Source organism: Arthrobacter sp. NQ7 (assembly GCF_029581595.2).
In the GTDB taxonomy this organism is placed as follows: domain Bacteria; phylum Actinomycetota; class Actinomycetes; order Actinomycetales; family Micrococcaceae; genus Arthrobacter; species Arthrobacter phenanthrenivorans_B.
Genome location: NZ_JARFXU020000022.1, coordinates 35,913 through 60,309, shown reverse-complemented (window position 1 = coordinate 60,309; position 24,397 = coordinate 35,913). Strand labels below are relative to the sequence as shown.

Here is a 24,397-nt window from a genome sequence, read left to right as displayed (position 1 = left end):
CCCACAGCGCCAACAGCAGCGCGTCCATGGTCATCAGTCCGGCCAAAAGGTATGCCCATCCTGCCAACAAGCCCACCGCAATCTCCTGACTATCCCCAGCCAATCGATTGCTGCTAAGTGTGGCACTTAAAGGGCCGGTACGGAACGCCTTCCGCCCGCAGCCCTGAAGAGGGCTGCCAGCCGGTGGTGGGCCTCGGTTTCGAGTTTCAGCCGGTGGGTCAGCTTTTCCACGTGGCGTGACATGTCGGCGCCCACCTGGAGCCGGTCACCCGGCCAGCTGGACACCTCCCGGGATTCCGCCAGTGCCTGTTCCAGCTCCCTGGCGGCGGCACGCACCTTTCGTGAGTGGAAGTAGAGGCGAAGCAGCGCCCTGGCCTTGTCCGCTCCCCTCTTCGTGACCTGTTCCATGTTGCTTCCCCGCTTTCCGCAAACCTTGCAGCGCGCGGGCCGGCCCGTCGTCGGGCCTTTCCGCCTGCACGCTCCTGCGTTGCTTCGAGTGTGGTCCGCGTTCCTCAACGTCCCGGCAAGTGCACGCCAAGATTTCCGCAAGATCTGCCGCGTGGAGTGGCCGTCCGCACTCCGGAATGGGGAGGCGACAGTCCTGTCAGCGACGTCACCGAAAACTGTGAAGCCCACGACATGCCCTGTGCGGGTTAATACGGTTAAGTAGAGTCATGGTCTCTCCCCCCGAAACCCGCCGCGCCGTGGTCATCGAAGATGATCCGGATATCCGCGGCCTGCTGGTCCGCGTCCTGGCGAAGCAGGGCTTCGACGTCACCCACGCAGGCGCCGGCCTTCCGGGCGTGGAGGAGGTCCGCCGCCGCAAGCCTGACCTGGTGACGCTTGACCTGAACCTGCCGGACCTTGACGGACTGGAGGTGTGCAAGCTCCTGCGGGAGTTCTCGGACGCCTTCATCGTGATGCTGACCGCGCGGGCAGACGAACTGGACAAGCTGACCGGCCTGGACAACGGCGCCGATGAGTACATCAGCAAGCCATTCAGCCCCCGCGAACTGCAGTCCCGCATCAATGCCCTGTTCCGGCGCAGGCCTTCAGCCGCTGCGGAATCCGCTGCACGGGGCGAGCTGGAACGCGCCACGGAAGTCCAGCAAAGCCTCCTTCCCAAGGAGGACATCCGGGTAGACGGCTACGACGTGGCCGGCCTCTTCCGCCCGTCCCGCAGCGTAGGCGGCGACTTCTACGACTGGTACCAGACGCCCGACGGGCTCCACCTGACATTCGCCGACGCCATGGGGAAAGGCATGGGCGCGGCGCTGATCGCGGCAACGGTCCGCGCCGTGATGCGATCCACCGGACTCCGCCAGGACCTCGATGCCGGGTTCGCGTCCGCCAGCAAGGCCATCGCCGCGGACCTCGATTCCTCCAATTCCTTCGTGACGCTGTTCCACGCCCGGCTGGACGCGGCGTCCGGCAAGGTCAGCTATGTCGACGCCGGACATGGCCTGGCGCTGCACGTCCAGCCCGTGGGCCCGGCGGACCGCCTTCCGTCCGGAGGACCGCCCGTGGGCGCCTGGCCCGGGACGCAGTGGCCACAGGCCGACCTGGAACTGGCTCCGGGCGATTCCCTGGTGGTGGTCAGCGACGGCGTCCTGGACGTGTTCGGATCCGTGGAGGACTTCACGGACGCGGTGCAGCGCGCAACCCAGGCGGCCGGCTCGGCACATGAAGCCAGCACGTCCATCATGGCCCTGGCCCCTGCCGAAACCGCCGACGACGACGTCACGGTGGTCGTGGTGCGCCGCCTGCCCCTGGAGCAGGCGGCATGACACGGTTCTGGACCCGGGTGGTGGTGGTACTCACCGTCCTCACCGGCCTGAACTACATTGCATGGCGCTGGGCGGCGTCCCTCAACTGGGACGCCTGGTGGATCGCCCTGCCGCTGGTGGTCGCCGAAACCTACAGCCTCATCGACGTCATGCTCTTCGGCATGACCGTGTGGAAACTGAAGATCCGCAAGGCCGCGCCCCAGCCGCCCCATGACGCCACCGTTGACGTCTTCATCACCACGTACAACGAGGACCTGGACATGGTGCTCACCACGGCGCTGGCTGCCCAGAAGATCCGGCACCCCCACAGCACCTGGATCCTCGACGACGGCGCGCGGCCCGAGCTCAAGGCGCTCGCCGAACAACACGGCCTGGGGTATGTGACCCGCAGCGACGACTGGACCAAGGACCTTCCCCGACACGCCAAAGCGGGCAACCTCAACAACGCCCTCATGGTCACCCACGGCGAGTTCCTGCTGATCCTGGACGCGGACCAGATCCCCGAGCCGGACATCCTGGAAAAGACTCTTGGCTACTTCAACAACCGCCGGGTGGCCCTGGTCCAGACCCCGCAGTACTTCAGCAACGTCCCTGACAGCGATCCCCTGGGCAGCCAGGCACCCCTGTTCTACGGACCCATCCAGCAGGGCAAGGACGGCTGGAACGCCGCCTTCTTCTGCGGCTCCAACGCCATCCTCCGCCGCGAGGCCCTGATGCAGCTGGGCCTGGTGGGATACGTGAAGGAGACCGAAAAGAGCATCCGCCGCGCCCTGGCCGCCTCCCGGGCAGCCATCAAGCAGGCCCGTAAGTCGGCGGATGTGGAGTCACCCCTGGTGGCGGAGGTCCTCGACGAGGTGGAGGCAGCCACCCGCGAGGCGCAGCAGGAAGTGGATGCCGGCCGGCCCCTCAGCGAGGTGACTTACCGGGTCCGCCGCCGGGTGGATGCCGCCGTCCAGACCCTGGTCCAGGCGGACGTCGCAGCACTGCAGGCGGACCTTGAGGAAATCGCCGCCATGGAACTGGCCCACGTGGGCGAGTCCGGCGTGCCGGTGGTGGCGGACGACGCCGTCCAGCGGATGTCCGCGCGCGACTGGTCGCCGCTGGGCGCGCTGGAATCCGTGCAGGCAGTCCTGGATGCGCTCACCGTGGAACGAACCAACGAGGCACAGCCCGTGATGCCGTTGGCCACCATCTCCGTCACCGAGGACATGGCCACGGCCATGCGCATGCACGCCATGGGCTGGGAGAGCGTCTACCATCACGAGATCCTGGCCTACGGCCTGGCGCCGGAGGACCTGAAGACCATGCTCACCCAGCGCCTCCGCTGGGCGCAGGGCACCATCCAGGTGCTGCTGCGCGAAAACCCGCTGGTTCAGAAGGGGCTCAAGCTGGGCCAGCGCCTGATGTACTTCGCCACCATGTGGACCTACCTGAGCGGGTTCGCCGCGGTCATCTACTTCGCGGCCCCCATCATCTACCTGCTGCTGGGCATCCTGCCGGTCAGCAGCCTGAGCTGGGACTTCTTCATCCGCTTCATTCCATTCATGGTGGTCAACCAGCTGCTGTTCGCGGTGGCCGGCCGCGGCATCCCCACCTGGCGCGGCCAGCAGTACAGCCTGGCGCTGTTCCCCACCTGGATCAAAGCGTGCACGACGGCGGCCCGCAACGTCTGGTTCGGCCGTCCCCTCGGATTTGCCGTCACCCCCAAGGCACGCCAGAGCGGCGGACCCAGCTGGAGCCTCATCCGGCCCCAGATCGTGGTGTCCGTGCTGCTGGCGCTGGCCGCCGTCGTCGGCATCATCCGCCTGGCGACGGGCCTGGCGGAGCCGCTGGGCACCCTGGTCAACGTCGTGTGGGTGGTCTTTGACCTGGTGGTCATGAGCATCCTGGTCCGTGCCGTGCTCTACAAGGGGTACGAACCGGCCGCAGAACCTGCAAACAGAGAGGAATCCTGATGGAGTTCAGTTACGAGGTCAAAGACTCGTACGCCGAGGTCAAGGCGGACGGGAGGCTCAACATGGTGTCCGCGCCCAAGCTGCGTGAATTCGTCACCGACGTGATCGCGGGGGGTTCCAGCCGGATCGTGGTGAACCTGGAGAAGACAGCCTTCATGGACTCCTCGGGCCTCGGCGCCCTGATTGGCTGCCTCAAGGCCGCCCGCCAGGCCGGGGGCGACCTCCGGATCGCGGCCGTGCAGCCACAGGTGAACATGGTGCTGAAACTGACCAGCATGGACAGGGTGCTGACCGCCTACCCCACGGCCGAGGCAGCGTTCAGCAATGACTGAGGTCCTGGCCTCGCGCAGCTTCCGGGGACCGGCTGCCGAGGACGCCATTGAAGCCGTCCACAACGATCTCGACAGCCTCTGGCTTGACGTCCCGTTGGTGGACGTCATGGACCAGATGACGTTCACGACTGCGGTCATCGAATCGGCGTCGAACATCGTCCAGCACGCTGAGCCGGCCGGTGAGCAGGAGGTGGAGCTCGGGGTGGAAACCACCGTGCAGCCGGCGCTGCTGCAGGCCCGGGTCAGCGCCTACTACGCCAAGCCGCCGTTCGGGCCCATGGACGCCTCCATCCCGGACGACGACGCGGAATCGGGACGCGGCCTGGCCCTGATCGAGGCCCTGGTGACCACCGTGACCTTCGAGCGGCAGGACGGGACCAACACCTGGGTGCTGTCCAGGACGTCCTCGCAGGGGTAGGCGCTGCCGGTCACATCGCAGCCCCTGCGTCCTTGCTTGACAGCACGCCGGGGCTGCTCTTGAATATTACGTATGCTGAAATAACAGTTCCATGATGCGGAAGCTTGCCGGTGATTCCTGCAGGCGCCGGACTGTCCGGCAACCCGCATAGCCGTCACCGTGGATGCCAGCATGACCTTCAAGGATTACGACCAGCATGAAGCTTGCCGAATTCAACAGCGCGGACCCGGCCGCCGCCCACGCCACCCTCCGGCCCTGCATCGACGTGGCCCGCTGGGTCGAGGAAGTGGCGGCGGCCAGGCCGTTCGCCGGCCGCGGGGAGCTCCTGGCGTTCGCCGCCCAGGCCGCCAACCCGTTCACGCCCGCCGAGGTGGAGGCGGCCATGGCCCACCACCCAAGGATCGGCGAACGCCCGACGGCGGCCAGCACCGAGGCGTCCATGTCCCGTTCCGAGCAGGCCGGGGTGGACCCGGCGGATGCGGAGGCCGCCGGGGCCCTCGCCCGTGGAAACCGGGAATACGAGGAGAAGTTCGGGCGTGTCTTCCTCATCCGGGCAGCCGGACGCACGGCGCCGGAAATCCTACAGGCCCTGAACCAGCGGCTGGCCAACTCCCCCGAAGAAGAAGACAGCATCGTGGCCCAGCAGCTGCGTGAAATTGCCCTCCTGCGGCTCGAAGGACTGATCAGCGAATGAGCGTCTCCCACGTCACCACCCACATCCTCGACACCGGCGCCGGACGCCCGGCGGCCGGGGTCGCCGTCGTCCTCCTGAAGAATGACCGCGGCACCTGGCGTGAGCTGGCAACGTCCAGCACCGACGCCGACGGCCGGGCGAAGGACCTGGGGCCGGAGCAGCTGGAACCCGGGCACTACAAGCTGAACTTCGCCACCGGCACGTACTACGCCGGCCTGCAGACGGCCACCTTCTTCCCGGAAGTGGACCTGGTCTTCGAAGTCACCGGACCCGAGCATTACCACGTGCCCCTGCTCCTGAGCCCGTTCGCATACTCCACGTACCGCGGCAGCTAGCGCGCCCCGGGGGTCCGTGGATGTCAAGCGCGTTACCCGAATGTCACTGCCGTCACAGTTTCCGGCATAGGATCAGGAAGTATGGCTTCGAATAGAGACCCTGAATCCGATACCGATGCCGAAGGCGGCCAGTCCGGCGGCGTGCAGTCCGTGGAGCGCGCCCTGACAGTCCTGGAGATCCTGGCCAGGGAAGGACATGCGGGCGTGAGCGAAATAGCCGAGGAAATGGGGATCCACAAATCCACCGTCTCCCGGCTGATGGGGTCGCTGGTGACCCGCGAGATGGTCCACCAGAACAGCGAACGGGGCAAGTACCAGCTCGGCTTCGGGATCCTGCGCCTGGCCAGCTCCATTCCCGGCCGGCTGAGCCTGGTCCATGAGGCACGGCCGGTCCTGGAAAGCCTGGCCGACGAGTTCAAGGAAACCGTCAACCTCGCCGTCATGCGCTCCAACTACGCCGTCAACGTGGACCAGGCCATGGGCCCGTCCACCCTGGCCACCTACGACTGGGTGGGCAGCCTGACCCCGCTGCATGCAACCTCAAGCGGAAAAGTCCTCCTGGCTGCCCTCGAGGCCGACGAGCGGGACCGTATCCTGAAGGAAACGGGCCTTGCCGCCCGCACTGCCCGCACCATCACCAGCCGCAAGGAGCTGGACGCACAGCTGCTCGACGTCGCCGCCAAGGGGTACGCCGTGGTGCGCGAGGAGTTCGAGATCGGCCTGAATGCCGTGGCAGTGCCGGTCTACAACCACCAAGGCACGGTGATCGGTGCCGTCAGCATCTCAGGCCCGGCCTTCCGGTTCGACCCTGAAAAGATTCCGGGGCTGCTGGAAACCCTCAAGGAAGCCGGCCTCAAGGTCAGCGCCAACATGGGATACACCCAGCGCTAAGCGCCGGTGACCCCCGGGCCCGGCCCGGGGGTCATCTGCGTCAATCGGCAGCAGGCCGCCGCCGCTGGCCCAGGGCGTCGAGGCTATCCCGGGCCGGAACTGTTGGCAGGCGCCGAAATCCTGCCTGTTCACCCGATGGAACAGCCCTTGGTCCGCCCGTCCGCCCTGGACACCCACTTGTCGACATCAGTTGAGCAGGTGAGCGCAGGGATCATACTTTGGCCGACCACTTCAACGGACAAAAGTCCTCCTCAAAAAATCCCTGTGCCAGCGACTGATACGGCTGGCCTGCCCTTCCTCAGCTGCGCAACAACAGGCGCATTATGCAACAGGTTGACGGATGCTATCAGCAGTGTCAAGGAGCACCCAGGGACGTGGCTGCCAATTCCGTAACTTCCCGATTTCAAGAAAGAACTCTTGACAATGGGAGTGGCGTAAATCACTCTGTTGCGTAAGACGAAGTGCGTTGCTGCTAACACAACTCGCTTCGTCAGCCCAAACGCAAAAGTCGATCGCAGCCTGGCTGCCCTACCCCCCGCTTTGACTACGTGCTGCAAGCACAATTCGAAACGTTTCCCGACATTGGGCCCTTGAGCCACAGCGATTCCCTCTGCGCCGGCGCCCGGCAAAGTTTCCACCCCACCCAGGCATGCGGTTCCAGCCTCCCCCCAAGCAGGAGTACAGCCATGAATAACCCCGCCATATCAGTTCGCGACCTTTGGAAGGTCTTCGGACCAGGGGGAGAGAAGATCCCAGGAAACCGCGAATTATCTGCCCTTAGCTCTGCAGAATTGCTTGAACGCACCAGTTGCGTTGCCGCGGTCCGCAACCTGAGCTTTGACGTCGCAAAAGGAGAAGTCTTTGTGGTCATGGGATTGTCCGGGTCCGGTAAGTCCACCCTGATCCGCTGCCTGACCAGGCTCATCGAGCCCACGTCCGGACAGGTCCTGGTGGACGGCAACGATGTCCTGCAGGCAGGCGTGGCTGAACTTCGGGAGCTCCGCCGGCGGAAAGTGTCGATGGTCTTCCAGCACTTCGGGCTGCTGCCGCACCGTACTGTCCTGGACAACGTCTCCTATGGCCTGCAGATTCGCGGAACAGCGAAGAACGAACGGCACACCAAGGCCCGGGAAATCATCGAACTGGTTGGGCTCAAAGGCTATGAACAGCACTACCCGGACCAACTGTCCGGCGGTATGCAGCAGCGGGTTGGCTTGGGCCGGGCATTGGCCGGAGACCCGGACACCATCCTCTTCGATGAGCCCTTTTCAGCTTTGGATCCGCTCATCCGGCGTGACATGCAGGCAGAAGTCATCCGGCTCCACAAGGAGATGGGCAAGACCATGGTGTTCGTGACCCACGACCTCGCGGAGGCGCTGAAGCTCGGAGACCGCATCCTGATCATGCGCAACGGAGAGCCAGTACAGTGCGGCACCGGCGACGACCTTGTAGGATCTCCGGCGGACAAATATATCGAGGACTTCGTCTCTGAAGTCCCCCGCGCCGACGTCTTGACCCTCAAGTGGATCACTCGACCGCTTGCCGACACCACGCCCCGGGATGCAGCAGTGCTCAACTCGAGGATGATTATCCGCGACGCCATCCCGGCTGTCATGCACTCCTCCTGCCCGGTCCTTGTCGAAGAGGGCGGCAGGATCACTGGCCAGATCGATCGCGACAGCATTCTTTCGGTGCTGCAACCGGCAGAAGCGGCGGCCTGATGTCTGCTCTCCTCGAACAACAGCAAACGGTCCAGCCTGCCCCCGTTCTAATTGAAGCGCGCCGCAGGCCCAGCCAAAGGACAGTCCTCCTGCTTGCCGCCGGTGCACTCTGGATCCTGGGATTCCTGCTCCTCAACGGCACGGCAACCCTGGCGTTGCCAGCCTCAGAACTGACGGACCTGCACCGCTCGCTGAACCAATTCAATGCCTGGGTCGCGGCAAACCGGGCCGACAACCCGGTTTTCCTCTACTTCTTCACACCACTTCAGACCGCCGTCGATGCGGTGGCGAACATGTTCACCACCACTTTCGCAGCAACCCCCACAGGCCTTCGTCTTCCGGAAATCGGCTGGCTGGGAACGGTGGGCCTGCTCACCTGGATCGCGTTGGCGGTCGGCAATGTACGGGTAGCCCTGTTGACGGCTGCGGTCTTTGTCTTCTTCGGTTTTCAAGGCCTGTTCGTAGAAGCGACGTATACGTTCGCCCTGGTTCTTACTTCCGTGCTGCTGACGCTGCTGGTGGGCATCCCGCTCGGCGTCCTGTCCGGCATCTACGGGAGGGTAGCCGGGGTCATCACCCCCGTGCTGGACTTCATGCAGACCCTGCCCACCTTCGTCTACCTTGCCCCGCTTGCCCTGGTCTTCCTGATCGGGCCGGCGTCGGCAGTGATCGCCACGGTGATCTACGCTGCCCCACCGGTTATCCGCCTGACCGCGCATGGTATTCGCCGCATTCCGGAGAACACCCGTGAAGCATCCGATTCGCTCGGCACCACAGGCCTGCAACGGCTGCTGACATTGCAGCTCCCGATGGCGCGCCGGACGATCGTGATGGGTATCAACCAGGGGACCATGGCCGCCCTGTCCATGGTGACCATCGCCGCCCTGATCGCTGCTCCCGGCCTCGGCCAGACGGTGGTCCGGGCACTGCAGTCCCTGGACGTTGGTACCGCAGTCAATGCCGGCCTCTCCATCGTCCTGCTGGCCATCGTGCTGGACCGGGTGACCACAGCGGCCAGCCGCCGCGCGGAGCCAGGCGCAGCCCGCAAACGCCGTTTGGGCCGCAAGACCCGCGCCGGACTCCTCGGGGTCGCGCTGGCCGTGGTCCTGGTCATGGTGCAGTTGTCCAGGACCATGCTTTGGGCAGCAGCTTTTCCCCAGGACCTTAACGTTGGACCGGTAATCGTTCAGGCCGTGAACACCGCCAGCCACTGGCTGCAATCGAATGTCTCGCTCTTCACGGTTTCCCTGCGTGAAGGTGTTACCGGCACCATCCTCAACCCCTTCCAGTCGTTGCTTACCGACACGCCCTTCTTCATCCTCGTCGCAGTGGTCGCCATCGTGGCCTACGCACTGGGCGGCTGGAAGCTCGCTGCCGTAACCACCGCCTGCATGGGGGTCATCATCTACCTCGGGCTCTGGAGTGACGCCATGGTCACCCTCGCCGGAACCCTCGTTGCCACCGCCGTAGTGATGGTTTTGGGCATTGTCTTTGGCGTGGCCATGGGCCGGTCCAGCCGCGTCGACCAGCTCATGCGGCCCCTGCTCGACGCGGGCCAGACCATGCCCTCCTTCGTTTACCTGGTGCCTTTCCTTGGCCTCTTCGGAGCCACACGGTTCACTGCGATCATCGCGGGCATCATCTACGCCGCCCCGGTCGCCATCAAGATCACCGCCGATGGAATCGCGGCGATCTCCCCGACTGTCGTCGAGTCCGCGATCGCCAGCGGTTCGACACCGTGGCAGGTGATCACCAAGGTGCAGCTGCCCATGGCCAGGCAATCCCTGGCGCTCGCTGCCAACCAAGGGCTGATCTATGTCCTGGCCATGGTGGTAGTGGGAGCCCTCGTCGGGGCAGGCGGCCTCGGATACGACGTCGTCGCTGGATTCGTCCAGAGTTCCATTTTCGGTAAGGGCCTCGCCGCCGGCCTGGCCATCGTGTTCCTCGGAATCATGATGGACAGGATGACCCAAGCTGCCGCCGCCGCTCCGGCCCGCAGAATCCCAGTGTCCAAGTCCACTGCGTGAGCCTTCCAGTCCTTTTTACGCCCAGAAATACTCCCCCTGAAAGCTTGCCTGCGCCCAGGCGAGAAGTCCTGTATGCCCCAACAAGGAGACCCACCATGAAAAAAGCTGAAAGGCTGATAAAACGCACCTTGCCGGCAATGGCCGGAGCCGCTGCCGCCGCCCTGCTCCTCGCAGGCTGCGGCGGTGCATCGGTAAACCAGGCCGCCGCGGCAGGAGGCGGTGCCACGGGAACGCCCTGCGGCACCGTGAACGTAGCAATGAACGCCTGGGTCGGTTACACCGCTGACGCCGCCGTCTACAGCTACGTGGCGAAAAACAACCTCGGCTGCAGCGTCGTCCAGAAGGACCTTAATGAGCAGGTCTCCTGGCAGGGCTTCGCCTCAGGCGAAGTGGACCTCATCATCGAAAACTGGGGCCACGCCGACCTGACCAAGCAGTACATCACCGACCAAAAGGTGGCCGTTGATGCCGGCCCAACAGGAAACGAAGGGCACATCGGCTGGTACGTCCCGCCATGGATGGCAGAGAAGTACCCGGACATCACCGACGGCCAGAACCTCAACAAATACGCGTCGATGTTTACCACGTCGGAGTCCGGCGGAAAGGGGCAGGTCCTCGATGGCGACCCCGCCTTCGTCACCAATGACGAGGCACTGGTGAAGAACCTGAACCTGGACTACAAGGTGGTCTTCGCAGGCTCGGAAGCGGCCCTCATCCAGTCATTCCGGACAGCGGAGCAGAACAAGACACCCCTGCTCGGCTACTTCTACGAGCCGCAGTGGTTCCTTTCCGAGGTTCCGTTGAAGAAGGTGAACCTGCCGGCGTGGACCGAGGGCTGCGACTCCAACCCCGAAAAGGTTGCCTGCGATTACCCGACCTACAAGCTCAACAAGATCATGTCCAAGAAGCTGGAGGACAGCGGTTCGCCTGCCGCCAAGCTGGCCAAGGCATTTAGCTGGACCAACGAGGACCAGAACTCGGTTGCCACCGATATCCAAGGCGGCATGACGCCTGAAGCGGCCGCAAAGAAGTGGGTGGATTCCCACCAGAGCGTCGTGGATGGTTGGCTTAGCTGACACGCATTCCCAATGCCACATCAAGGGAAGCAGCCCGGAGGATCTCAATCCCCGGGCTGCTTCCCTTTGTTTTACCTTTCCGCACCGGTACGCCGCCTTGACTTTTGAAGGTGATCTACCGCACTCTTGTTGCCTAGCGCGAACTCTGTTGATCTTTGCGGAACACCTCCCCCGAGGGGCTCACGGCCCTGCCCTCGCTGGCGTACGGCTTCCGGCAATTCTTCCCTGGATTGCACAAGCCGAAACCAGCACCAAACGCAAGCCCATGGACTAGCCAAAGGACCCGCTTTCATGGCCATCAACAGTGAACTGACTTCTCCTAATCCGAAGGTGCCGCCGTCGGAGCCCTTTCTCCCCGAACCGTTGGACACCGCTCCAGGGGATGGGGCAGCTTCCCCGCATGCCAATAATGAACACGAGCAGATCCTTAAGGAACTGCGGCTCAGCAAGAAAGAGCATGCCCTCTCCCAGCGCCGCAACCGCAAACTGACGCTGGACAAAGCAACGTTCGGAATCACGGGTGCCACAGCCGTGGCCTTTATTGCATGGGGCTTCCTCGACAAGGACAGCCTCGCTGCTACGTCAAAAGACGCCCTCGACTGGGTGATGGAGTACACGGGCTGGCTGTTCATGGTCCTCGCCTCACTCTTCGTCGTCTTCGTGCTGTGGCTGGCGCTGGGCAAGTTCGGCAACATTCCGCTGGGCAAGGACGGTGAGAAACCTGAATTCCGCACGGTCTCGTGGATCGCGATGATGTTCGCCGCCGGCATGGGCATCGGCCTGATGTTCTACGGGGTTGCCGAGCCGCTGTACCACTTCATCTCTCCGCCGCCGGGAACAGTCGACGGCCGCACTCCCGCCGCCATCCAGACGGCCATGGCCACCTCAATCTTCCACTGGACCCTCCACCCCTGGGCCATGTACGCCGTCGTTGGTATCGCCATGGCCTACGGCACCTACCGCCTGGGCCGCAAGCAGCTGATCTCCGCAGCCTTCACCTCCCTGTTCGGGATCAGGACTGTTGAGGGGCCGGTGGGCAAGATCATCAACATCCTGGCCATCTTTGCCACCCTTTTCGGCACCGCCGCCTCCCTGGGCCTGGGTGCCCTGCAGATCGGCAGCGGCTTCACCTCCAACGGCTGGGCTGGTGAAATCGGAACCCCCGTGCTCGTGGCAATCGTCGCCATCCTGACAGCATGCTTCGTTGCCTCCGCCGTCTCCGGCATCAGCCGCGGCATCCAGTGGCTGTCCAACATCAACATGGTCCTCGCCGTCGTGCTGGCCATCGTTGTGTTCGTGGCAGGGCCAACGCTCTTCATCCTTAACCTCATTCCCTCCGCCATCGGTGACTACCTCCGCGATCTGGCGGAGATGTCTTCCCGCACGGAAGCCGTCGGCGATGAAGCATTGCGCACCTGGATGTCCGGCTGGACCATCTTCTATTGGGCATGGTGGATTTCCTGGACGCCCTTTGTGGGAATGTTCATCGCCCGCATCAGCCGCGGCCGCACCATTCGACAGTTCGTCACAGGCGTCCTGCTTGTTCCGAGCATCGTCAGCGTGATCTGGTTCGGCATCTTCGGCGGAACCGCATTCCGAATCCAGCAGGAAGCGGATAAAGCCGGTTCGCCCGGGCTCATGACTGTGGTTGACGGCAAGGCAACCATCGATTTCGACGGCGCCCTGTTCAATCTGGTGAAGAACCTTCCCTTGCCCGCGTGGCTGACTGCGGCCGTGATCGTCCTTGCCATGGTTCTGGTGGCGATCTTCTTCATCACCGGCGCCGATTCCGCATCGCTGATCATGGCGTCGCTGAGCTCCAACGGCAGCTCCGAGCCCAAGCGTGCGCTGGTCATCTTCTGGGGCGCCCTGACCGGCGCCGTGGCGGCGGTCATGCTCCTCGCCGGCGGAGACGAGCCTTCGGAAGCGTTGTCCGGCCTGCAGCGGATCACCATCGTGGCCGCCCTGCCCTTTATCGTCGTCATGCTATTGCTCTGCTTTGCCATCACCAAGGACCTGCGGCGGGACCCGTTGTCCCTGCGCCGTCGGCTGGCGGACTCAGTGGTGGAGCGGGCCATCCGTACCGGCGTCGAGCAGCACCGCGGCGGCCAGTTCGAACTCGTGACCAAGCACGAGTGTTCGGAGGCTTGCGCCGAAGGCAGCACGTGTTTGGGTGCCGGCCGGGACTCCGGGAAAGCAGTCAACCGGCAATAGAACACCCAGCAAAGCGGTGGCCCGGGCGCTTACACCCGGGCCATCGCCTTTTATTGCGATTTCAGGTCATTTAGGGGGCGCCGGGGCTGGTCACACCCAGATCTCGTACCCCGATGACTTGTCGAAGATCCGCCGGGTACTGATGCCCTCGGCGGCTATCCAGAGCACCGAGCCATCCTCCGCGGCTTGGTCCACCACCCCACTGGCCACGAGCTCCCCCAGCAGCCACACTTCGACGCTGCGGCCGGGCAGCCGCGCCCAGTCAGCCCGGTGGCCGAGGCGCTTTTTCGCCGTGCCGCCGTCCTGGCCGCCTTGTTCGGGGTCGGTGCCGGCGGCACACAAGGGGGCTTCAAGGGTTGCCTGGAAATTCACTGGTTGCTCCGTTCGCCGGCGCCATCGCCGTTCCTAAGAAACGCTGATATTTGATTGATATATCAATCTGGACCCAGAGTATGGTGCAGGTCACACCCGAGTCAACAGGTGGCTCGCGCAGGAGGCTTAGGCGTTGAAGAGCGCCTCGCGTACCGCGTGCTCGAACCCGCTCACGTGGACTTTGGCGAGTTCCGAAGCCCGCTCCTCGTCGCCGTCGATCACAGCGCGGAGCAGATCGAGGTGTTCGCGTACGTGGTGCGACAGATCCGGCAGGCGGTCGATCACCATGCACCAGATCCGCGTTGCCAGGTTGTCATACCGGATCAGGATGTCCTCCAGATGCGGGTTGGCAGCGGCGGCGTAGATGCCCTGGTGCACGCGGGCATCCAGCTTCAGCGTCTCCGTCACGGTGGCGGCGGCGACGTCGAACGCCTCAACCTGCTCGAGCGTGGCACGCAGCCCCGCCCGGACCGCCGGGGAGGCCACCCGCGCTGCCCGCGCGGCCGCGAGGGGTTCGAGCTGGGCCCGGATTTCCGAGATGAAGGAAAGGTCTGTTACGTCCACCCTGGTGGCGAAGGTGCCCCGCCGCGGATAGGTCTTCACCAGCCGGTCAAGCTCCAGCCGCTTCAGGGCTTCGCGCACGGGAGTCCGCCCCATGCCCAGGCTCTTGGCAAGGAGCTCATCGTTCAGGAGTTCGCCGGGCTTGATTTCCAGGGTCAGCAGCCAGTCCCGGATGCCCTCGTAGGCGACGTCCGCCAGCGACTTCCTGCCGGCGTCGTCCGCCGCCGCCAAAGCTTCGATTGCCATGCTTGAGCCCCTTCTTCGGAAACCGGAAAGAAAACTATTGACCTCGCCTATGGACCAGTATACGCTGGCATCCAATCTAATATATCAGTCCGATGTTTTGGAATATATCTAGAAGGAGGAGGGACATGACCCTCATTGAAACAGCCTCAGCAACCGCCACCCTGCCGGCGCTCAAGGAAGAGCAGCCGCAGAAGTTCGTGCTGACCCTGTCCTGCAGGGAACAGGCAGGGATTATGCAGGCCGTGACCACGTTCCTCTTTGAACGGGGCTTCAACATCGACGAACACCAGCAGTTCGACGACAGCCTGCGTGAGACCCTGCACCTGCGGACCGCGTTCTCCGGCTCCCCCGACTTCACCCCGGCCATTCTTGAAGATGAGTTCGCCGCCATTGCCGGCCGGTTCGACATGAAGTTCAGCTTCCATGACGAGACCAAGCAGCGCGTCCTGGTGATGGTCTCCAAGTTCGGCCACTGCCTGAACGACCTCATCTTCCGCTGGCGCGGCGGCAGCCTGGGTGGGGAGCTGGTAGCGGTCGTTTCCAACCACGAGACCCACCGCGCGATGGCGGAAGCCGCGGGGCTGCCCTTCATCTACGTCCCCGTTACCCCTGACACGAAGGCCGACGCCGAGCGCAGGCTCCTCGAGCTGGTGGATGAGTACAACGCCGACCTGGTGGTCCTGGCCCGCTACATGCAGGTGCTCTCGGACGATCTCTGCCGGGCACTGGAGGGACGGGCCATCAACATCCACCACTCGTTCCTCCCCGGATTCAAGGGCGCACGCCCCTACCACCAGGCCTACGACCGCGGCGTCAAGCTGGTGGGCGCCACCGCCCACTACGTCACGGCGGACCTGGACGAGGGTCCGATCATCGAGCAGGAAGTCATCCGCGTGGACCACACCTATGGCCCGGCGCAACTGTCCACCGTGGGCCAGGATGCCGAGGCGCTGGCGCTCTCCCGCGCCGTCCGCTGGCACTGCCAGCACCGGGTGCTGCTGGACCAGACCAGCACCGTGGTGTTCCGGTGAGCGCCGGCGCGTACACAGGCACAAACCGCACAGCAGCAGGAGAAACCCCCTTGGAATCGTCGCCACGCATTGTCATTATCGGAGCCGGCATCGTCGGCACCAACCTCGCGGATGAACTCGTCACGCGGGGCTGGAACAACATCACCGTCCTTGACCAGGGACCGCTCAACATGCCCGGAGGCTCCACCTCCCACGCCCCGGGACTGGTCTTCCAGACCAACCCGTCCAAGTCCATGGCCCTGTTCGCCAAGTACACCGTGGAAAAGCTGCTGTCCCTGACCGAGGACGGAACCAGCTGCTTCAACCAGGTTGGCGGGCTGGAAGTTGCCACCACCGAAACCCGCCTCGCCGACCTGAAGCGCAAGCTCGGTTACGCCGCTGCCTGGGGCATCGACGGCAGGATCCTCTCGCCGGCGGAGTGCAAGGAGCTGTATCCCCTGATTAACGAAGAGGACATCCTGGGCGGCCTGCACGTCCCCAGCGATGGCCTCGCCAGCGCGGCTCGGGCAGTGCAGCTGCTCATCAAGCGCACCGAGGCGGCCGGCGTGAAGTACCTGGGCAACACCACGGTGACCGGCATCGAACAGTCCGGCCGCCACGTCACCGGCGTCCAGACTTCCGACGGCGTGATCCCGGCAGACATCGTGGTCTCCTGCGCCGGGTTCTGGGGTGCGAAGATCGGCGAAATGATCGGCATGTCCGTTCCGCTGCTCCCGCTGGCCCACCAGTACGTCAAGACCACCCCCGTCCCTGCCCAACAGGGACGGAACGAGCTGCCCAACGGCGCCTCGCTGCCCATCCTGCGCCACCAGGACCAGGACCTCTACTACCGCGAGCACGGCGACCGGTACGGCATCGGCTCCTACGCCCACAAGCCGATGCCCGTGGACCTGGACGAGCTCGGCACCTTCAAGCCGAACGAAATCAGCGAACACAACATGCCGTCCCGGCTGGATTTCACGGTGGAAGACTTCCTCCCCGCCTGGGAGGCCACCAAGCAGCTGCTCCCCGCCCTGCGCGAAAGCGAGATTGAGGACGGCTTCAACGGCATCTTCTCCTTCACCCCCGACGGCGGGTCCCTCGTTGGCGAGTCCAAGGAACTGGACGGCTTCTTCGTCGCCGAAGCCGTCTGGGTCACCCACTCCGCCGGCATCGCCCGTGCCGTCGCCGAACTCCTGGTGGACGGCAAGTCCTCCATCGACCTGGGCGACTGCGATATCCACCGCTTCGAGGACGTGCAGCTGACTCCCGAGTACGTCAGCGAAACCTCGCAGCAGAACTTCGTGGAGATCTACGACGTCCTGCACCCGCTGCAGCCCAAGCTGTCCCCGCGCAATCTGCGCGTATCCCCCTTCCACGCACGGCACCGGGAGCTTGGCGGCTACTTCCTCGAAGGCGCCGGCTGGGAACGCCCGTACTGGTTCGAAGCCAACGCCGACCTCCTCAAGGACATGCCGGCCGAGTGGCAGCCGCCGGCACGTGACGCCTGGTCCGGGATGTTCAGCTCCCCCATCGCCGCGGCCGAGGCATGGAAGACGCGCACCGCCGTCGCGATGTACGACATGACGCCCCTCAAGCGCCTCGAAATCTCCGGTCCCGGTGCCCTGAAGCTGCTGCAGGAACTCACCACCGCGGACCTGAACAAGAAGCCCGGCGCCGTTACCTACACGCTGCTGCTTGACCACGCCGGCGGGGTCCGCAGCGACATCACGGTGGCCCGCCTGTCCGAGGACACCTTCCAGCTTGGCGCCAACGGCAACATCGACACCGCCTACTTCGAACGCGCCGCACGACACCAGACCGAAAGCGGAACCGCCGGCGACTGGGTGCAGGTCAGGGACACCACGGGCGGCACCTGCTGCATCGGCCTGTGGGGCCCGCTCGCCCGTGAGGTCGTCGGCGCGGTCAGCAGCGACGACTTCTCCAACGACGGCCTGAAGTACTTCCGCTCCAAGAACGTCGTCATCGGCGGCGTCCCCGTCACGGCCATGCGCCTGTCCTACGTCGGTGAGCTGGGTTGGGAACTGTACACCAGCGCCGACAACGGACAGCGCCTCTGGGATGCACTGTGGAAGGCCGGCCAGCCGTTCGGCATCATTGCGGCCGGGCGGGCCGCGTTCAGCTCGCTCCGCCTCGAAAAGGGCTACCGCTCCTGGGGCACGGACATGACCACCGAGCACGACCCCTTCGAGGCCGGCCTGGGCTTCGCGGTGAAGATGGCCAAGGACAACTTCGTCGGAAAGGCGGCCCTGGAAGGCCGCACCGAGGAGAACTCCGCACGGCGCCTGCGCTGCCTCACGGTCGACGACGGCCGCAGCCTGGTGCTCGGCAAGGAACCGGTGTTCTACAAGGACCAGGCAGTTGGCTACGTGACCAGCGCCGCCTACGGCTATACGGTCCGGAAACCGATCGCCTACTCATACCTGCCCGCCGAAGTATCGATCGGCGACTCCGTGGAGATTGAGTACTTCGGGCGCCGGATCGTCGCCACGGTCACCCAGGACCCGCTGTACGACCCCACCATGACCAGGCTTCGCGGGTAAGGCCATGATCAGCTCAGAGACAGTCAGCAGCTACCTCACCCGGCTGGCCGCCAAGCAGCCGACGCCGGGTGGCGGGGCCGCCGCCGCCCTGCACGCGGCCCAGGGTGCAGCCCTGGTGGCCATGGTGGCGCGGTACACCACCGGCGCCAAGTACGAAGAGCACGCACCCCTGGTGCAGCGCATTACCCAGGCAGCAGACGGCCTTGTCACCGAAGCACTGCACCTGGCCGACGCGGACGAACAGGCGTTCCAGGCAGTTATCGACGCCTACAGGCTTCCGTCCGGCACGGATGAGTCCAAGGCCGCGCGCGCTGCCGGGATCCAATCCGCGCTCATCCAGGCTGCAGAGACCCCTGCCCAGCTCGTCAGGGTTGCGGGCGACATCGTGGACCTTGCCACCGAACTGTTCGACGTTGCCAATGCAAACGTCATCAGCGACGTGGCAGCGGCCGCCGATGCCGCCCGCGCAGCGGCCACCACGGCGCGCGTCAACATCGACATCAATGTCGTGGCGGTCAAGGACCCGGACGCACGCGCGCTGCTTGCCCGGCAGACGGACGGCATCGAGGAAAAGGTGGTCCTGGCGGCTGATGCCCTCTCGGCCCGCGTGCGGGAGAGGATCCTGGCGTGAGCACCGCAGTACTTTCCGGAAAGCCTTTGGCCTCTTTGTTCCAAAAGGAGGTCCAGGAGGAGGTCCGCTCGCTTGAACTGGCGGGCGTCCGCCCAATGGTGGCCGTGGTCATGGCAACGGCCGATGAGTCCACGCGCTGGTACGTCCGTTCCATTGAACGGGCAGCGGAGCGTGCCGGAGTGGGCTGCCGCATCATCGACCTGGGGCATGATGCAACGGAGCCGGTGCTGGCCAGCGTCCTGCGGGACCTGAGTGCCGAACCGTCCGTGAACGGCATCATCCTGCAAACCCCGCTGCCGCCCGGTGTCCGGACCGACAACCTGGTGGGCCTCATCGCCCCGGAAAAGGACATTGACGGCGCCAATCCGCTGAGCCTCGGACGCCTTGCCGTGGGGCAGGCGGCCTTTGCGCCCGCGACCGCGCGTTCCGTCGTCGAAATCCTGGACCATTACCAGGTCCCCGTGGCGGGCAAGAACGTAGTGGTGGTTGGGCGTTCCGCCGTCGTTGGCAAACCGCTGTCCCTCCTGCTGCTGGCACGGGACGCGGCTGTGACGGTCTGCCACTCCAGGTCGGGCCCGCTGGAACGCTACACGAAAGAGGCCGACGTCGTGGTGGTCGCCGCCGGGCGCGCCGGGCTGCTGGCCGGCAGCGATGTCTCCCCGCAAACCGTGGTGGTCGACGTCGGCACGAATGTCCTTCCCGATGGCTCGCTGGTGGGTGACGTGGACGCAGCAAGTGTCACCGGGACGGCAGCGGCGCTCACGCCGGTACCCGGCGGCGTGGGCTCAGTGACCACTGCGCTGCTGCTCCTTCACACCGTGGAGGCTGCCCGCCGGCAAGCGTCATCCCTGCCGCTGCCGGCAGGGGCCCGGGAAGCCCAGGTCCTGGAGGCCGCGGGCTAGGAAGGGCGCAGCGTTTCCAACGGGTGTCCCGTTTTCCGTGAAAGGTGCTTCGATGGGCCTAAGACCTGGGGAGGTATTCCTCATCGAAGCACCGTTTTCGGAAAACGGGGCCCCGCAACCGGCATGATGCCCGTGACCTAACCAAGCGGGTGACTTAACAAGGAGGGGGCCCGGATGCCTGCCAATGGACTGACAGCCACCATTTCCAGGAGCACGGCTGCGCCGGGTCGCGTCCCGGAACGGGGGTGCATACCGTGGTCAGACGCGCGCCATCTCGCCTTCGGCGCCGCCGGCCCGCTCCCGCCTGTGGCAGTCCCGCTCGTTGAAGCCATTGGCCACACACTGTGCCGTGACGTCACAGCACTCCAGGACATGCCCCACTATGCCTCGTCCGCAATGGACGGTTGGGCCGTTAGCGGGCCAGGTCCATGGCTGCTCGCCGGATCCGGCCAGCACGGCTCCCTGCCTGCAGGCAACAGATTCCTGCCTGCAAACAGCGCTGCCGTGATTGCCACCGGCGGCCTGGTACCGCACGGTGCCGACGCCGTCCTCCGCAAGGAAAGCGGCCTGGCTGTCCGGGACCCCAACGGGAGCCAGGTCCTGGCTCTGCGTGCCGATGCGAAGGCCGGTGAGCCGCGCAGCGGCCAACACATCCGCCCCGCCGGGCAGGAAGCCCGGTTGGGGGACGTCCTCATTCCTGCCGGTACTGTCCTTAATCCAGCACATGTGGCCGTGGCCGCGGCGGCAGGGCACGATTCGGTGCAGGTCCGCGCCCGGCCCGCCGCCGCCGTCGTACTGACCGGCGCAGAAGTGGTCACGCAGGGCCTTCCGGGCCCCGGAGAGGTCCGGGACACCTTTGGCCCGCAGCTCGGAAGCGTGGTCTCCCTGCTCGGTGGTGTTGCCAGCGCCCCGCAACGAATCAGCGATTCGTTCGGCGAGTGGCTGGATGCCCTGGAAAACCCGGGGATGCCCTCCGGCGGGCACCCTGATGTCATCATCACCACCGGCGGCACCGGGAAATCCGGCACGGACCATTTCCGCGCCGCCATCGACGCCCTGGGCGGACGGCTGCTCGTGGACGGCATCGCGATGCGGCCTGGTCATCCGGCAGTGCTCGCTGTGCTTCCGGGCGGCCGGTTCGTGATTGGCCTGCCGGGCAATCCCCTGGCGGCCATGATGGCACTCCTCACCCTGGGCGCACCCCTGATGGCCTCGCTGGGAGGCGCGCAGCTGCCTCCGATGCACCTCGTGATGTCCGGCTGCGACGTCGACGGGGACGCGGGGAGGACACGCCTGATCCCCTGCCGGTTCCTGTCCGGCCTTGCATTTCCGGTCGAACACACCGGGCCCGGCATGATGCGCGGGCTTGCCTGGGCAGACGCGGTCATGGCCGTTCCTCCCCAGGGCGTTGACTCGGGGGAACCGGTTCCCGTCCTCCCGCTTCCCTGGGCAGCACAGCCAGAAACCGCAGGGACACCCGGCATGCAAGGACGGAACACCGCATGGCACGCATGACCCAGCGCCGGAAGATCCACCGCTTCCGTCTTGACGACACCGGCACTGAATATCCCGTCCGCTTCAAGGAGGACGTGCTCGCCGCGGAAGAGCCCCTTGAAATCCGCCTCAACGGCAACTCCTTCGCTGTGACAATGCGGACGCCAGGCGATGACTTCGACCTTGTTGCGGGGTTCCTCGTCTCTGAAGGGGTGGTCCGTCACGCATCGGAGTTGGTTTCCCTGCGCTTCTGCGCCGGTACCAGGGACGGCGAGCAGACGTTTAATGTCGTCGATGCCCAGCTCCGCCCCGACGTGGCACTGCCGGACACCAAACGGAACGTGTACACCTCAAGTTCCTGCGGCATCTGCGGCACCGAATCCATTGACGCCGTCCGGAAGACCCAGCACTTCGACCCATCCCGGGATCCCGTCCAGATACCCCTGGATGTGCTTGCCGCGCTCCCCGAACGGCTGCGGGAGGCCCAGGCGGTGTTCGACCGGACCGGGGGCGTGCACGCTGCCGGCCTGTTCCGGGTGGACACGGGCAGACCGGAGCTGCTGTGCCTGCGCGAGGATGTGGGGCGGCACAACGCGGTGGACAAGGTAGTGGGCTGGGCGCTGCGGGAGGGCCTGCTGCCGCTGCGCGGCACCGTCCTGCAGGTCTCGGGCAGGGCCTCGTTCGAGCTTGTCCAGAAGGCCGCCCTGGCCGGGATTCCGGTCCTCTCCGCAGTCAGCGCTCCGTCAAGCCTGGCGGCCGACCTCGCAGCCGAAACCGGCCTGACACTGGTGGGTTTCAATCGCGGGACCAGCCTGAACGTCTACAGCGGCCGGGACCGGCTGGTCCGGCCAGGCCAGGGGGTCCCCATCCCGGCCTGACGCACAGCTTTGCCCTGCCCACCCCGTCGCCAGGCACTCGGGACGACCCACCTGGCCGGTCTCCCTATCCCACCGGGTAGGGCCTTCGGCATGCCCGCAAGCACTAAGCAAGGACGCTACATACTTCGACTTTCACAGGACACACTCTTGACTTTGGATGTGAGCTGGAGCACTCTTTTGTTGCATAAGGCGAACGTTGTTGATCATCACGGAACGAGTTCCTCCGGACATTTGCACTCCCGTCCCCGGGCTCCGCGCAGTGATGGTTCCCAAAACAGACGAACGAATTCATGCTGGCCGATCCAGAGGGGAGCCCCCGCTCCCGCATTGGCCGCACAACGTTGCCACTGTCCACGTGGCGGCGTTAAATCACTAAAGGAAACTGTTTATGACAACCAAAGGTGGCAGCACCATCGATCAAAGCAGTGCGGAGCGCCGGAACTTGGGGACCGTGCCAAAAACATCCCTTGAGTCCGGCGCGGCCATACCGGCTGGCAATGAGACCAGCTCCAAGTTCAAACGCCGCTTCATGGTGCGGCTTGTCGCCGTCTTCATCGGCGGAATGTTCCTCGACGGCTACATCCTCGGAATCATCGGCCCCGTCACTGGACCGATGCGGTCAGATCTCCAGCTCGACGCCCTATCCCTGGGCATGATCGCTGCAGGCCCGTTGGCCGGCATCTTCGTCGGCTCCCCGCTGGCCGGCTGGGCTACTGACAAGTTTGGACGCAAGCCCATGTTCCTCGTGGACATGGGCCTGTTCCTGATCGCCTCAGCAGCCCAGTTCTTCGTAACCACCGGAGACGGAGCCATCATCCAGCTGGCCATCATCCGTTTCATGATGGGCGTCGCGATCGGCGGCGAGTACTCCATCGGCGGCCCGTTGCTGTCCGAGTTCTCCCCGCCAAAACTGCGCGGGCGACTGCTCGGCCTGACCCTGATCGCCTGGTACGTCGGTTTCATGATGGCCTTCATCATTGGCACGCTCCTGCACGACGCCGGAACCCCATGGCGCGTCGTCATCGGCACGAGCACGATACTCGCATTCATTCTGTTCGTCGCCCGCCTCGGGCTCCCCGAATCACCGAGCTGGCTCATTACGAAGGGACGGCGCGAGGAAGCACTTGCCATCGCGCACAAGTACGTCGAATCGCCACAGATGCACAAGAGCATCACCGAGGAGATCGATCTGAGGATGGTCCAGGAGGCCGAGGCCGCGAAGAGCCGGACCAAAATCAAGAACGCCTCCTTCGGAATGCTGTTCTCGAAGCAGCACTGGCGCACCACCCTCTTCACCGCGGGTTTTTGGTTCTGCGCGGTCACTCCGTACTTCGCAATTGCGACCTTCGCCGATGACGTGCTCAGCCAATTCGGCTTCGGCGGCGGCTGGGGCGGTGGAGTCGGCCTGTCCGCCCTGGCAGCCGCGGGCGTGGTCACCACCGTGCTTCTGATCGACAAGCTGGGCCGCCGAATCCTCACGGTGCCCGGACAGTGGCTCTGCGCAGGCATCCTGCTGGTCATCGGAGTCTGGGCAGACGCACCGGCGATCCTCGTGCTCGCACTGTTCCTCGCCTTCTCCTTCTTCAATGCCGGCTACACCACGTTGACCCAGGTCTATCCGGCTGAAGTATTCCCCGGACACTTGCGCGGCATCGGCATGGGCTTTGCCGCGGCCTTCAGCCGCATCGGCGCCGCACTCGGCACCTTCGCCCTGCCGTGGGCGATCAGCAACATCGGCATGGGCCCAAGCATGGTCGTAGCCGCCGTCGTCGCATTGCTCGGCGCCGTCCTCTCGCAATGGCTCGCGCCTGAGACGAAGGGGCGCACCCTGGCCGAGATTTCAACAAATATTTCCCACTGACGCCGGGACTGGACGGTCACTTCGAGCCAGAGAGCCAAGGCCCTCGGACGAATTATTGCCGGTTGGCAAATTCATGGTGTGGCTGCCGCCCTTGGCACCACCCGGCCACACGGCACAGGTGACCGGATCCGACCCAAAAGAGGCCTTCGCCGCTACAGCGGCGGAGGCCTCTTTTCTGTATTCCGACACAGGGCTGCAGCACCTTGCAACAAAAGGAGCGAAGCCTTGACATCTCATGTGAGCTGCGACACCCTGTTGCATATAGTGATGCGCGTTGCTGATAGCGAAGCGTCGCTGTCAATGTAACGCAAACCCGGAAAACCTGAGGTACTCCGAATGCACCAGGCCTGCCCGCTCAGCGAACCGGCACCAACTGGAGCCCTGCGGCTCAACATCTCCCAGGGTCATGCCGGTGTCCGGTACCAAGG

The 24,397-nt window shown here is 64.9% G+C and carries 21 protein-coding genes; 18 read left to right on the top strand and 3 right to left on the bottom strand.

Annotated elements, in window-relative coordinates; translation table 11 throughout:
* Window positions 1–126 precede the first annotated feature (126 nt).
* Window positions 127–408, bottom strand: coding sequence for a hypothetical protein (locus PUN71_RS18725; RefSeq protein ID WP_043455603.1), 282 nt, complete (start codon window positions 406–408; stop codon window positions 127–129).
* Between the two features lie 266 nt (window positions 409–674).
* Between PUN71_RS18725 and PUN71_RS18720 the strand changes: the two genes are divergently transcribed.
* From PUN71_RS18720 to PUN71_RS18670, 11 genes are all read left to right on the top strand, one after another.
* The gene (locus tag PUN71_RS18720) at window positions 675–1,787 is read left to right on the top strand and encodes a PP2C family protein-serine/threonine phosphatase (protein WP_277799613.1); all 1,113 of its coding nucleotides are present in this window, start codon (window positions 675–677) and stop codon (window positions 1,785–1,787) included.
* Entirely contained in the window at window positions 1,784–3,742 is a 1,959-nt protein-coding gene (locus tag PUN71_RS18715; RefSeq protein WP_277799612.1) for a glycosyltransferase family 2 protein, read from the top strand. Before PUN71_RS18720 ends, PUN71_RS18715 begins: the two co-directional genes overlap by 4 nt.
* A complete protein-coding gene (locus PUN71_RS18710) occupies window positions 3,742–4,074 on the top strand; it encodes an STAS domain-containing protein (protein ID WP_277799611.1) in 333 nt (110 codons plus the stop codon). Before PUN71_RS18715 ends, PUN71_RS18710 begins: the two co-directional genes overlap by 1 nt.
* Window positions 4,067–4,492 carry an ATP-binding protein gene (locus tag PUN71_RS18705; protein WP_277799610.1) on the top strand — a complete coding sequence of 142 codons (426 nt, stop codon included), beginning with the start codon at window positions 4,067–4,069 and terminating at the stop codon, window positions 4,490–4,492. Before PUN71_RS18710 ends, PUN71_RS18705 begins: the two co-directional genes overlap by 8 nt.
* Window positions 4,493–4,688: 196 nt before the next feature.
* Window positions 4,689–5,186: a 2-oxo-4-hydroxy-4-carboxy-5-ureidoimidazoline decarboxylase gene (gene uraD, locus PUN71_RS18700; protein WP_277799609.1), complete on the top strand. Its 498-nt coding sequence runs from the start codon at window positions 4,689–4,691 to the stop codon at window positions 5,184–5,186.
* Window positions 5,183–5,521, top strand: coding sequence for a hydroxyisourate hydrolase (gene uraH / locus PUN71_RS18695; RefSeq protein WP_043455619.1), 339 nt, complete (start codon window positions 5,183–5,185; stop codon window positions 5,519–5,521). Before uraD ends, uraH begins: the two co-directional genes overlap by 4 nt.
* A gap of 81 nt (window positions 5,522–5,602) precedes the next feature.
* Window positions 5,603–6,412 carry an IclR family transcriptional regulator gene (locus tag PUN71_RS18690; RefSeq protein WP_043455622.1) on the top strand — a complete coding sequence of 270 codons (810 nt, stop codon included), beginning with the start codon at window positions 5,603–5,605 and terminating at the stop codon, window positions 6,410–6,412.
* Between the two features lie 686 nt (window positions 6,413–7,098).
* Complete coding sequence (locus PUN71_RS18685) at window positions 7,099–8,133, top strand: quaternary amine ABC transporter ATP-binding protein (protein WP_277799608.1); 1,035 nt, start codon at window positions 7,099–7,101, stop codon at window positions 8,131–8,133.
* A complete protein-coding gene (locus PUN71_RS18680; RefSeq protein WP_277799607.1) occupies window positions 8,133–10,160 on the top strand; it encodes an ABC transporter permease in 2,028 nt (675 codons plus the stop codon). The genes PUN71_RS18685 and PUN71_RS18680 overlap by 1 nt, the downstream gene beginning before the upstream one ends.
* Before the next feature lie 95 nt (window positions 10,161–10,255).
* Window positions 10,256–11,236, top strand: a complete 981-nt coding sequence (locus PUN71_RS18675) for an ABC transporter substrate-binding protein (protein ID WP_277799606.1) — start codon at window positions 10,256–10,258, stop codon at window positions 11,234–11,236.
* Between the two features lie 291 nt (window positions 11,237–11,527).
* Complete coding sequence (locus tag PUN71_RS18670) at window positions 11,528–13,450, top strand: BCCT family transporter (protein ID WP_277799605.1); 1,923 nt, start codon at window positions 11,528–11,530, stop codon at window positions 13,448–13,450.
* Window positions 13,451–13,540: 90 nt separating this feature from the next.
* Here PUN71_RS18670 and PUN71_RS18665 read toward each other — a convergent pair whose 3' ends face one another.
* A complete protein-coding gene (locus PUN71_RS18665) occupies window positions 13,541–13,822 on the bottom strand; it encodes a hypothetical protein (protein ID WP_277799604.1) in 282 nt (93 codons plus the stop codon).
* A 126-nt stretch (window positions 13,823–13,948) separates the two neighbouring features.
* Entirely contained in the window at window positions 13,949–14,629 is a 681-nt protein-coding gene (locus PUN71_RS18660; protein ID WP_043455634.1) for a GntR family transcriptional regulator, read from the bottom strand.
* 125 nt (window positions 14,630–14,754) lie between these two features.
* Between PUN71_RS18660 and purU the strand changes: the two genes are divergently transcribed.
* From purU to PUN71_RS18625, 7 genes are all read left to right on the top strand, one after another.
* Window positions 14,755–15,660 (top strand): formyltetrahydrofolate deformylase, encoded by a 906-nt coding sequence (purU, locus tag PUN71_RS18655; protein WP_277799603.1) that lies wholly within the window; start codon window positions 14,755–14,757, stop codon window positions 15,658–15,660.
* 50 nt (window positions 15,661–15,710) lie between these two features.
* Complete coding sequence (locus PUN71_RS18650) at window positions 15,711–18,203, top strand: GcvT family protein (protein ID WP_277799602.1); 2,493 nt, start codon at window positions 15,711–15,713, stop codon at window positions 18,201–18,203.
* A 4-nt stretch (window positions 18,204–18,207) separates the two neighbouring features.
* Window positions 18,208–18,834, top strand: coding sequence for a cyclodeaminase/cyclohydrolase family protein (locus tag PUN71_RS18645; RefSeq protein WP_043455642.1), 627 nt, complete (start codon window positions 18,208–18,210; stop codon window positions 18,832–18,834).
* Window positions 18,831–19,736, top strand: coding sequence for a bifunctional 5,10-methylenetetrahydrofolate dehydrogenase/5,10-methenyltetrahydrofolate cyclohydrolase (locus tag PUN71_RS18640; protein WP_277799601.1), 906 nt, complete (start codon window positions 18,831–18,833; stop codon window positions 19,734–19,736). Before PUN71_RS18645 ends, PUN71_RS18640 begins: the two co-directional genes overlap by 4 nt.
* A 174-nt stretch (window positions 19,737–19,910) precedes the next feature.
* Complete coding sequence (locus PUN71_RS18635) at window positions 19,911–21,251, top strand: molybdopterin molybdotransferase MoeA (protein ID WP_277799600.1); 1,341 nt, start codon at window positions 19,911–19,913, stop codon at window positions 21,249–21,251.
* On the top strand, window positions 21,239–22,108 hold the full coding sequence (fdhD, locus tag PUN71_RS18630) for a formate dehydrogenase accessory sulfurtransferase FdhD (RefSeq protein ID WP_277799599.1): 870 nt from the start codon (window positions 21,239–21,241) through the stop codon (window positions 22,106–22,108). The genes PUN71_RS18635 and fdhD overlap by 13 nt, the downstream gene beginning before the upstream one ends.
* A 388-nt stretch (window positions 22,109–22,496) precedes the next feature.
* Window positions 22,497–23,969: an MFS transporter gene (locus PUN71_RS18625; RefSeq protein ID WP_277799598.1), complete on the top strand. Its 1,473-nt coding sequence runs from the start codon at window positions 22,497–22,499 to the stop codon at window positions 23,967–23,969.
* The last annotated feature ends 428 nt before the right edge of the window (window positions 23,970–24,397 follow it).

Coding starts and splice junctions, on each gene's coding strand:
- PUN71_RS18725 (WP_043455603.1), bottom strand. CDS start 408: ATGGAACAGGTCACGAAGAGGGGAGCGGACAAGGCCAGGGCGCTGCTT.
- PUN71_RS18720 (WP_277799613.1), top strand. CDS start 675: ATGGTCTCTCCCCCCGAAACCCGCCGCGCCGTGGTCATCGAAGATGAT.
- PUN71_RS18715 (WP_277799612.1), top strand. CDS start 1,784: ATGACACGGTTCTGGACCCGGGTGGTGGTGGTACTCACCGTCCTCACC.
- PUN71_RS18710 (WP_277799611.1), top strand. CDS start 3,742: ATGGAGTTCAGTTACGAGGTCAAAGACTCGTACGCCGAGGTCAAGGCG.
- PUN71_RS18705 (WP_277799610.1), top strand. CDS start 4,067: ATGACTGAGGTCCTGGCCTCGCGCAGCTTCCGGGGACCGGCTGCCGAG.
- uraD (WP_277799609.1), top strand. CDS start 4,689: ATGAAGCTTGCCGAATTCAACAGCGCGGACCCGGCCGCCGCCCACGCC.
- uraH (WP_043455619.1), top strand. CDS start 5,183: ATGAGCGTCTCCCACGTCACCACCCACATCCTCGACACCGGCGCCGGA.
- PUN71_RS18690 (WP_043455622.1), top strand. CDS start 5,603: ATGGCTTCGAATAGAGACCCTGAATCCGATACCGATGCCGAAGGCGGC.
- PUN71_RS18685 (WP_277799608.1), top strand. CDS start 7,099: ATGAATAACCCCGCCATATCAGTTCGCGACCTTTGGAAGGTCTTCGGA.
- PUN71_RS18680 (WP_277799607.1), top strand. CDS start 8,133: ATGTCTGCTCTCCTCGAACAACAGCAAACGGTCCAGCCTGCCCCCGTT.
- PUN71_RS18675 (WP_277799606.1), top strand. CDS start 10,256: ATGAAAAAAGCTGAAAGGCTGATAAAACGCACCTTGCCGGCAATGGCC.
- PUN71_RS18670 (WP_277799605.1), top strand. CDS start 11,528: ATGGCCATCAACAGTGAACTGACTTCTCCTAATCCGAAGGTGCCGCCG.
- PUN71_RS18660 (WP_043455634.1), bottom strand. CDS start 14,629: ATGGCAATCGAAGCTTTGGCGGCGGCGGACGACGCCGGCAGGAAGTCG.
- purU (WP_277799603.1), top strand. CDS start 14,755: ATGACCCTCATTGAAACAGCCTCAGCAACCGCCACCCTGCCGGCGCTC.
- PUN71_RS18645 (WP_043455642.1), top strand. CDS start 18,208: ATGATCAGCTCAGAGACAGTCAGCAGCTACCTCACCCGGCTGGCCGCC.
- PUN71_RS18635 (WP_277799600.1), top strand. CDS start 19,911: ATGCCTGCCAATGGACTGACAGCCACCATTTCCAGGAGCACGGCTGCG.
- fdhD (WP_277799599.1), top strand. CDS start 21,239: ATGGCACGCATGACCCAGCGCCGGAAGATCCACCGCTTCCGTCTTGAC.
- PUN71_RS18625 (WP_277799598.1), top strand. CDS start 22,497: ATGACAACCAAAGGTGGCAGCACCATCGATCAAAGCAGTGCGGAGCGC.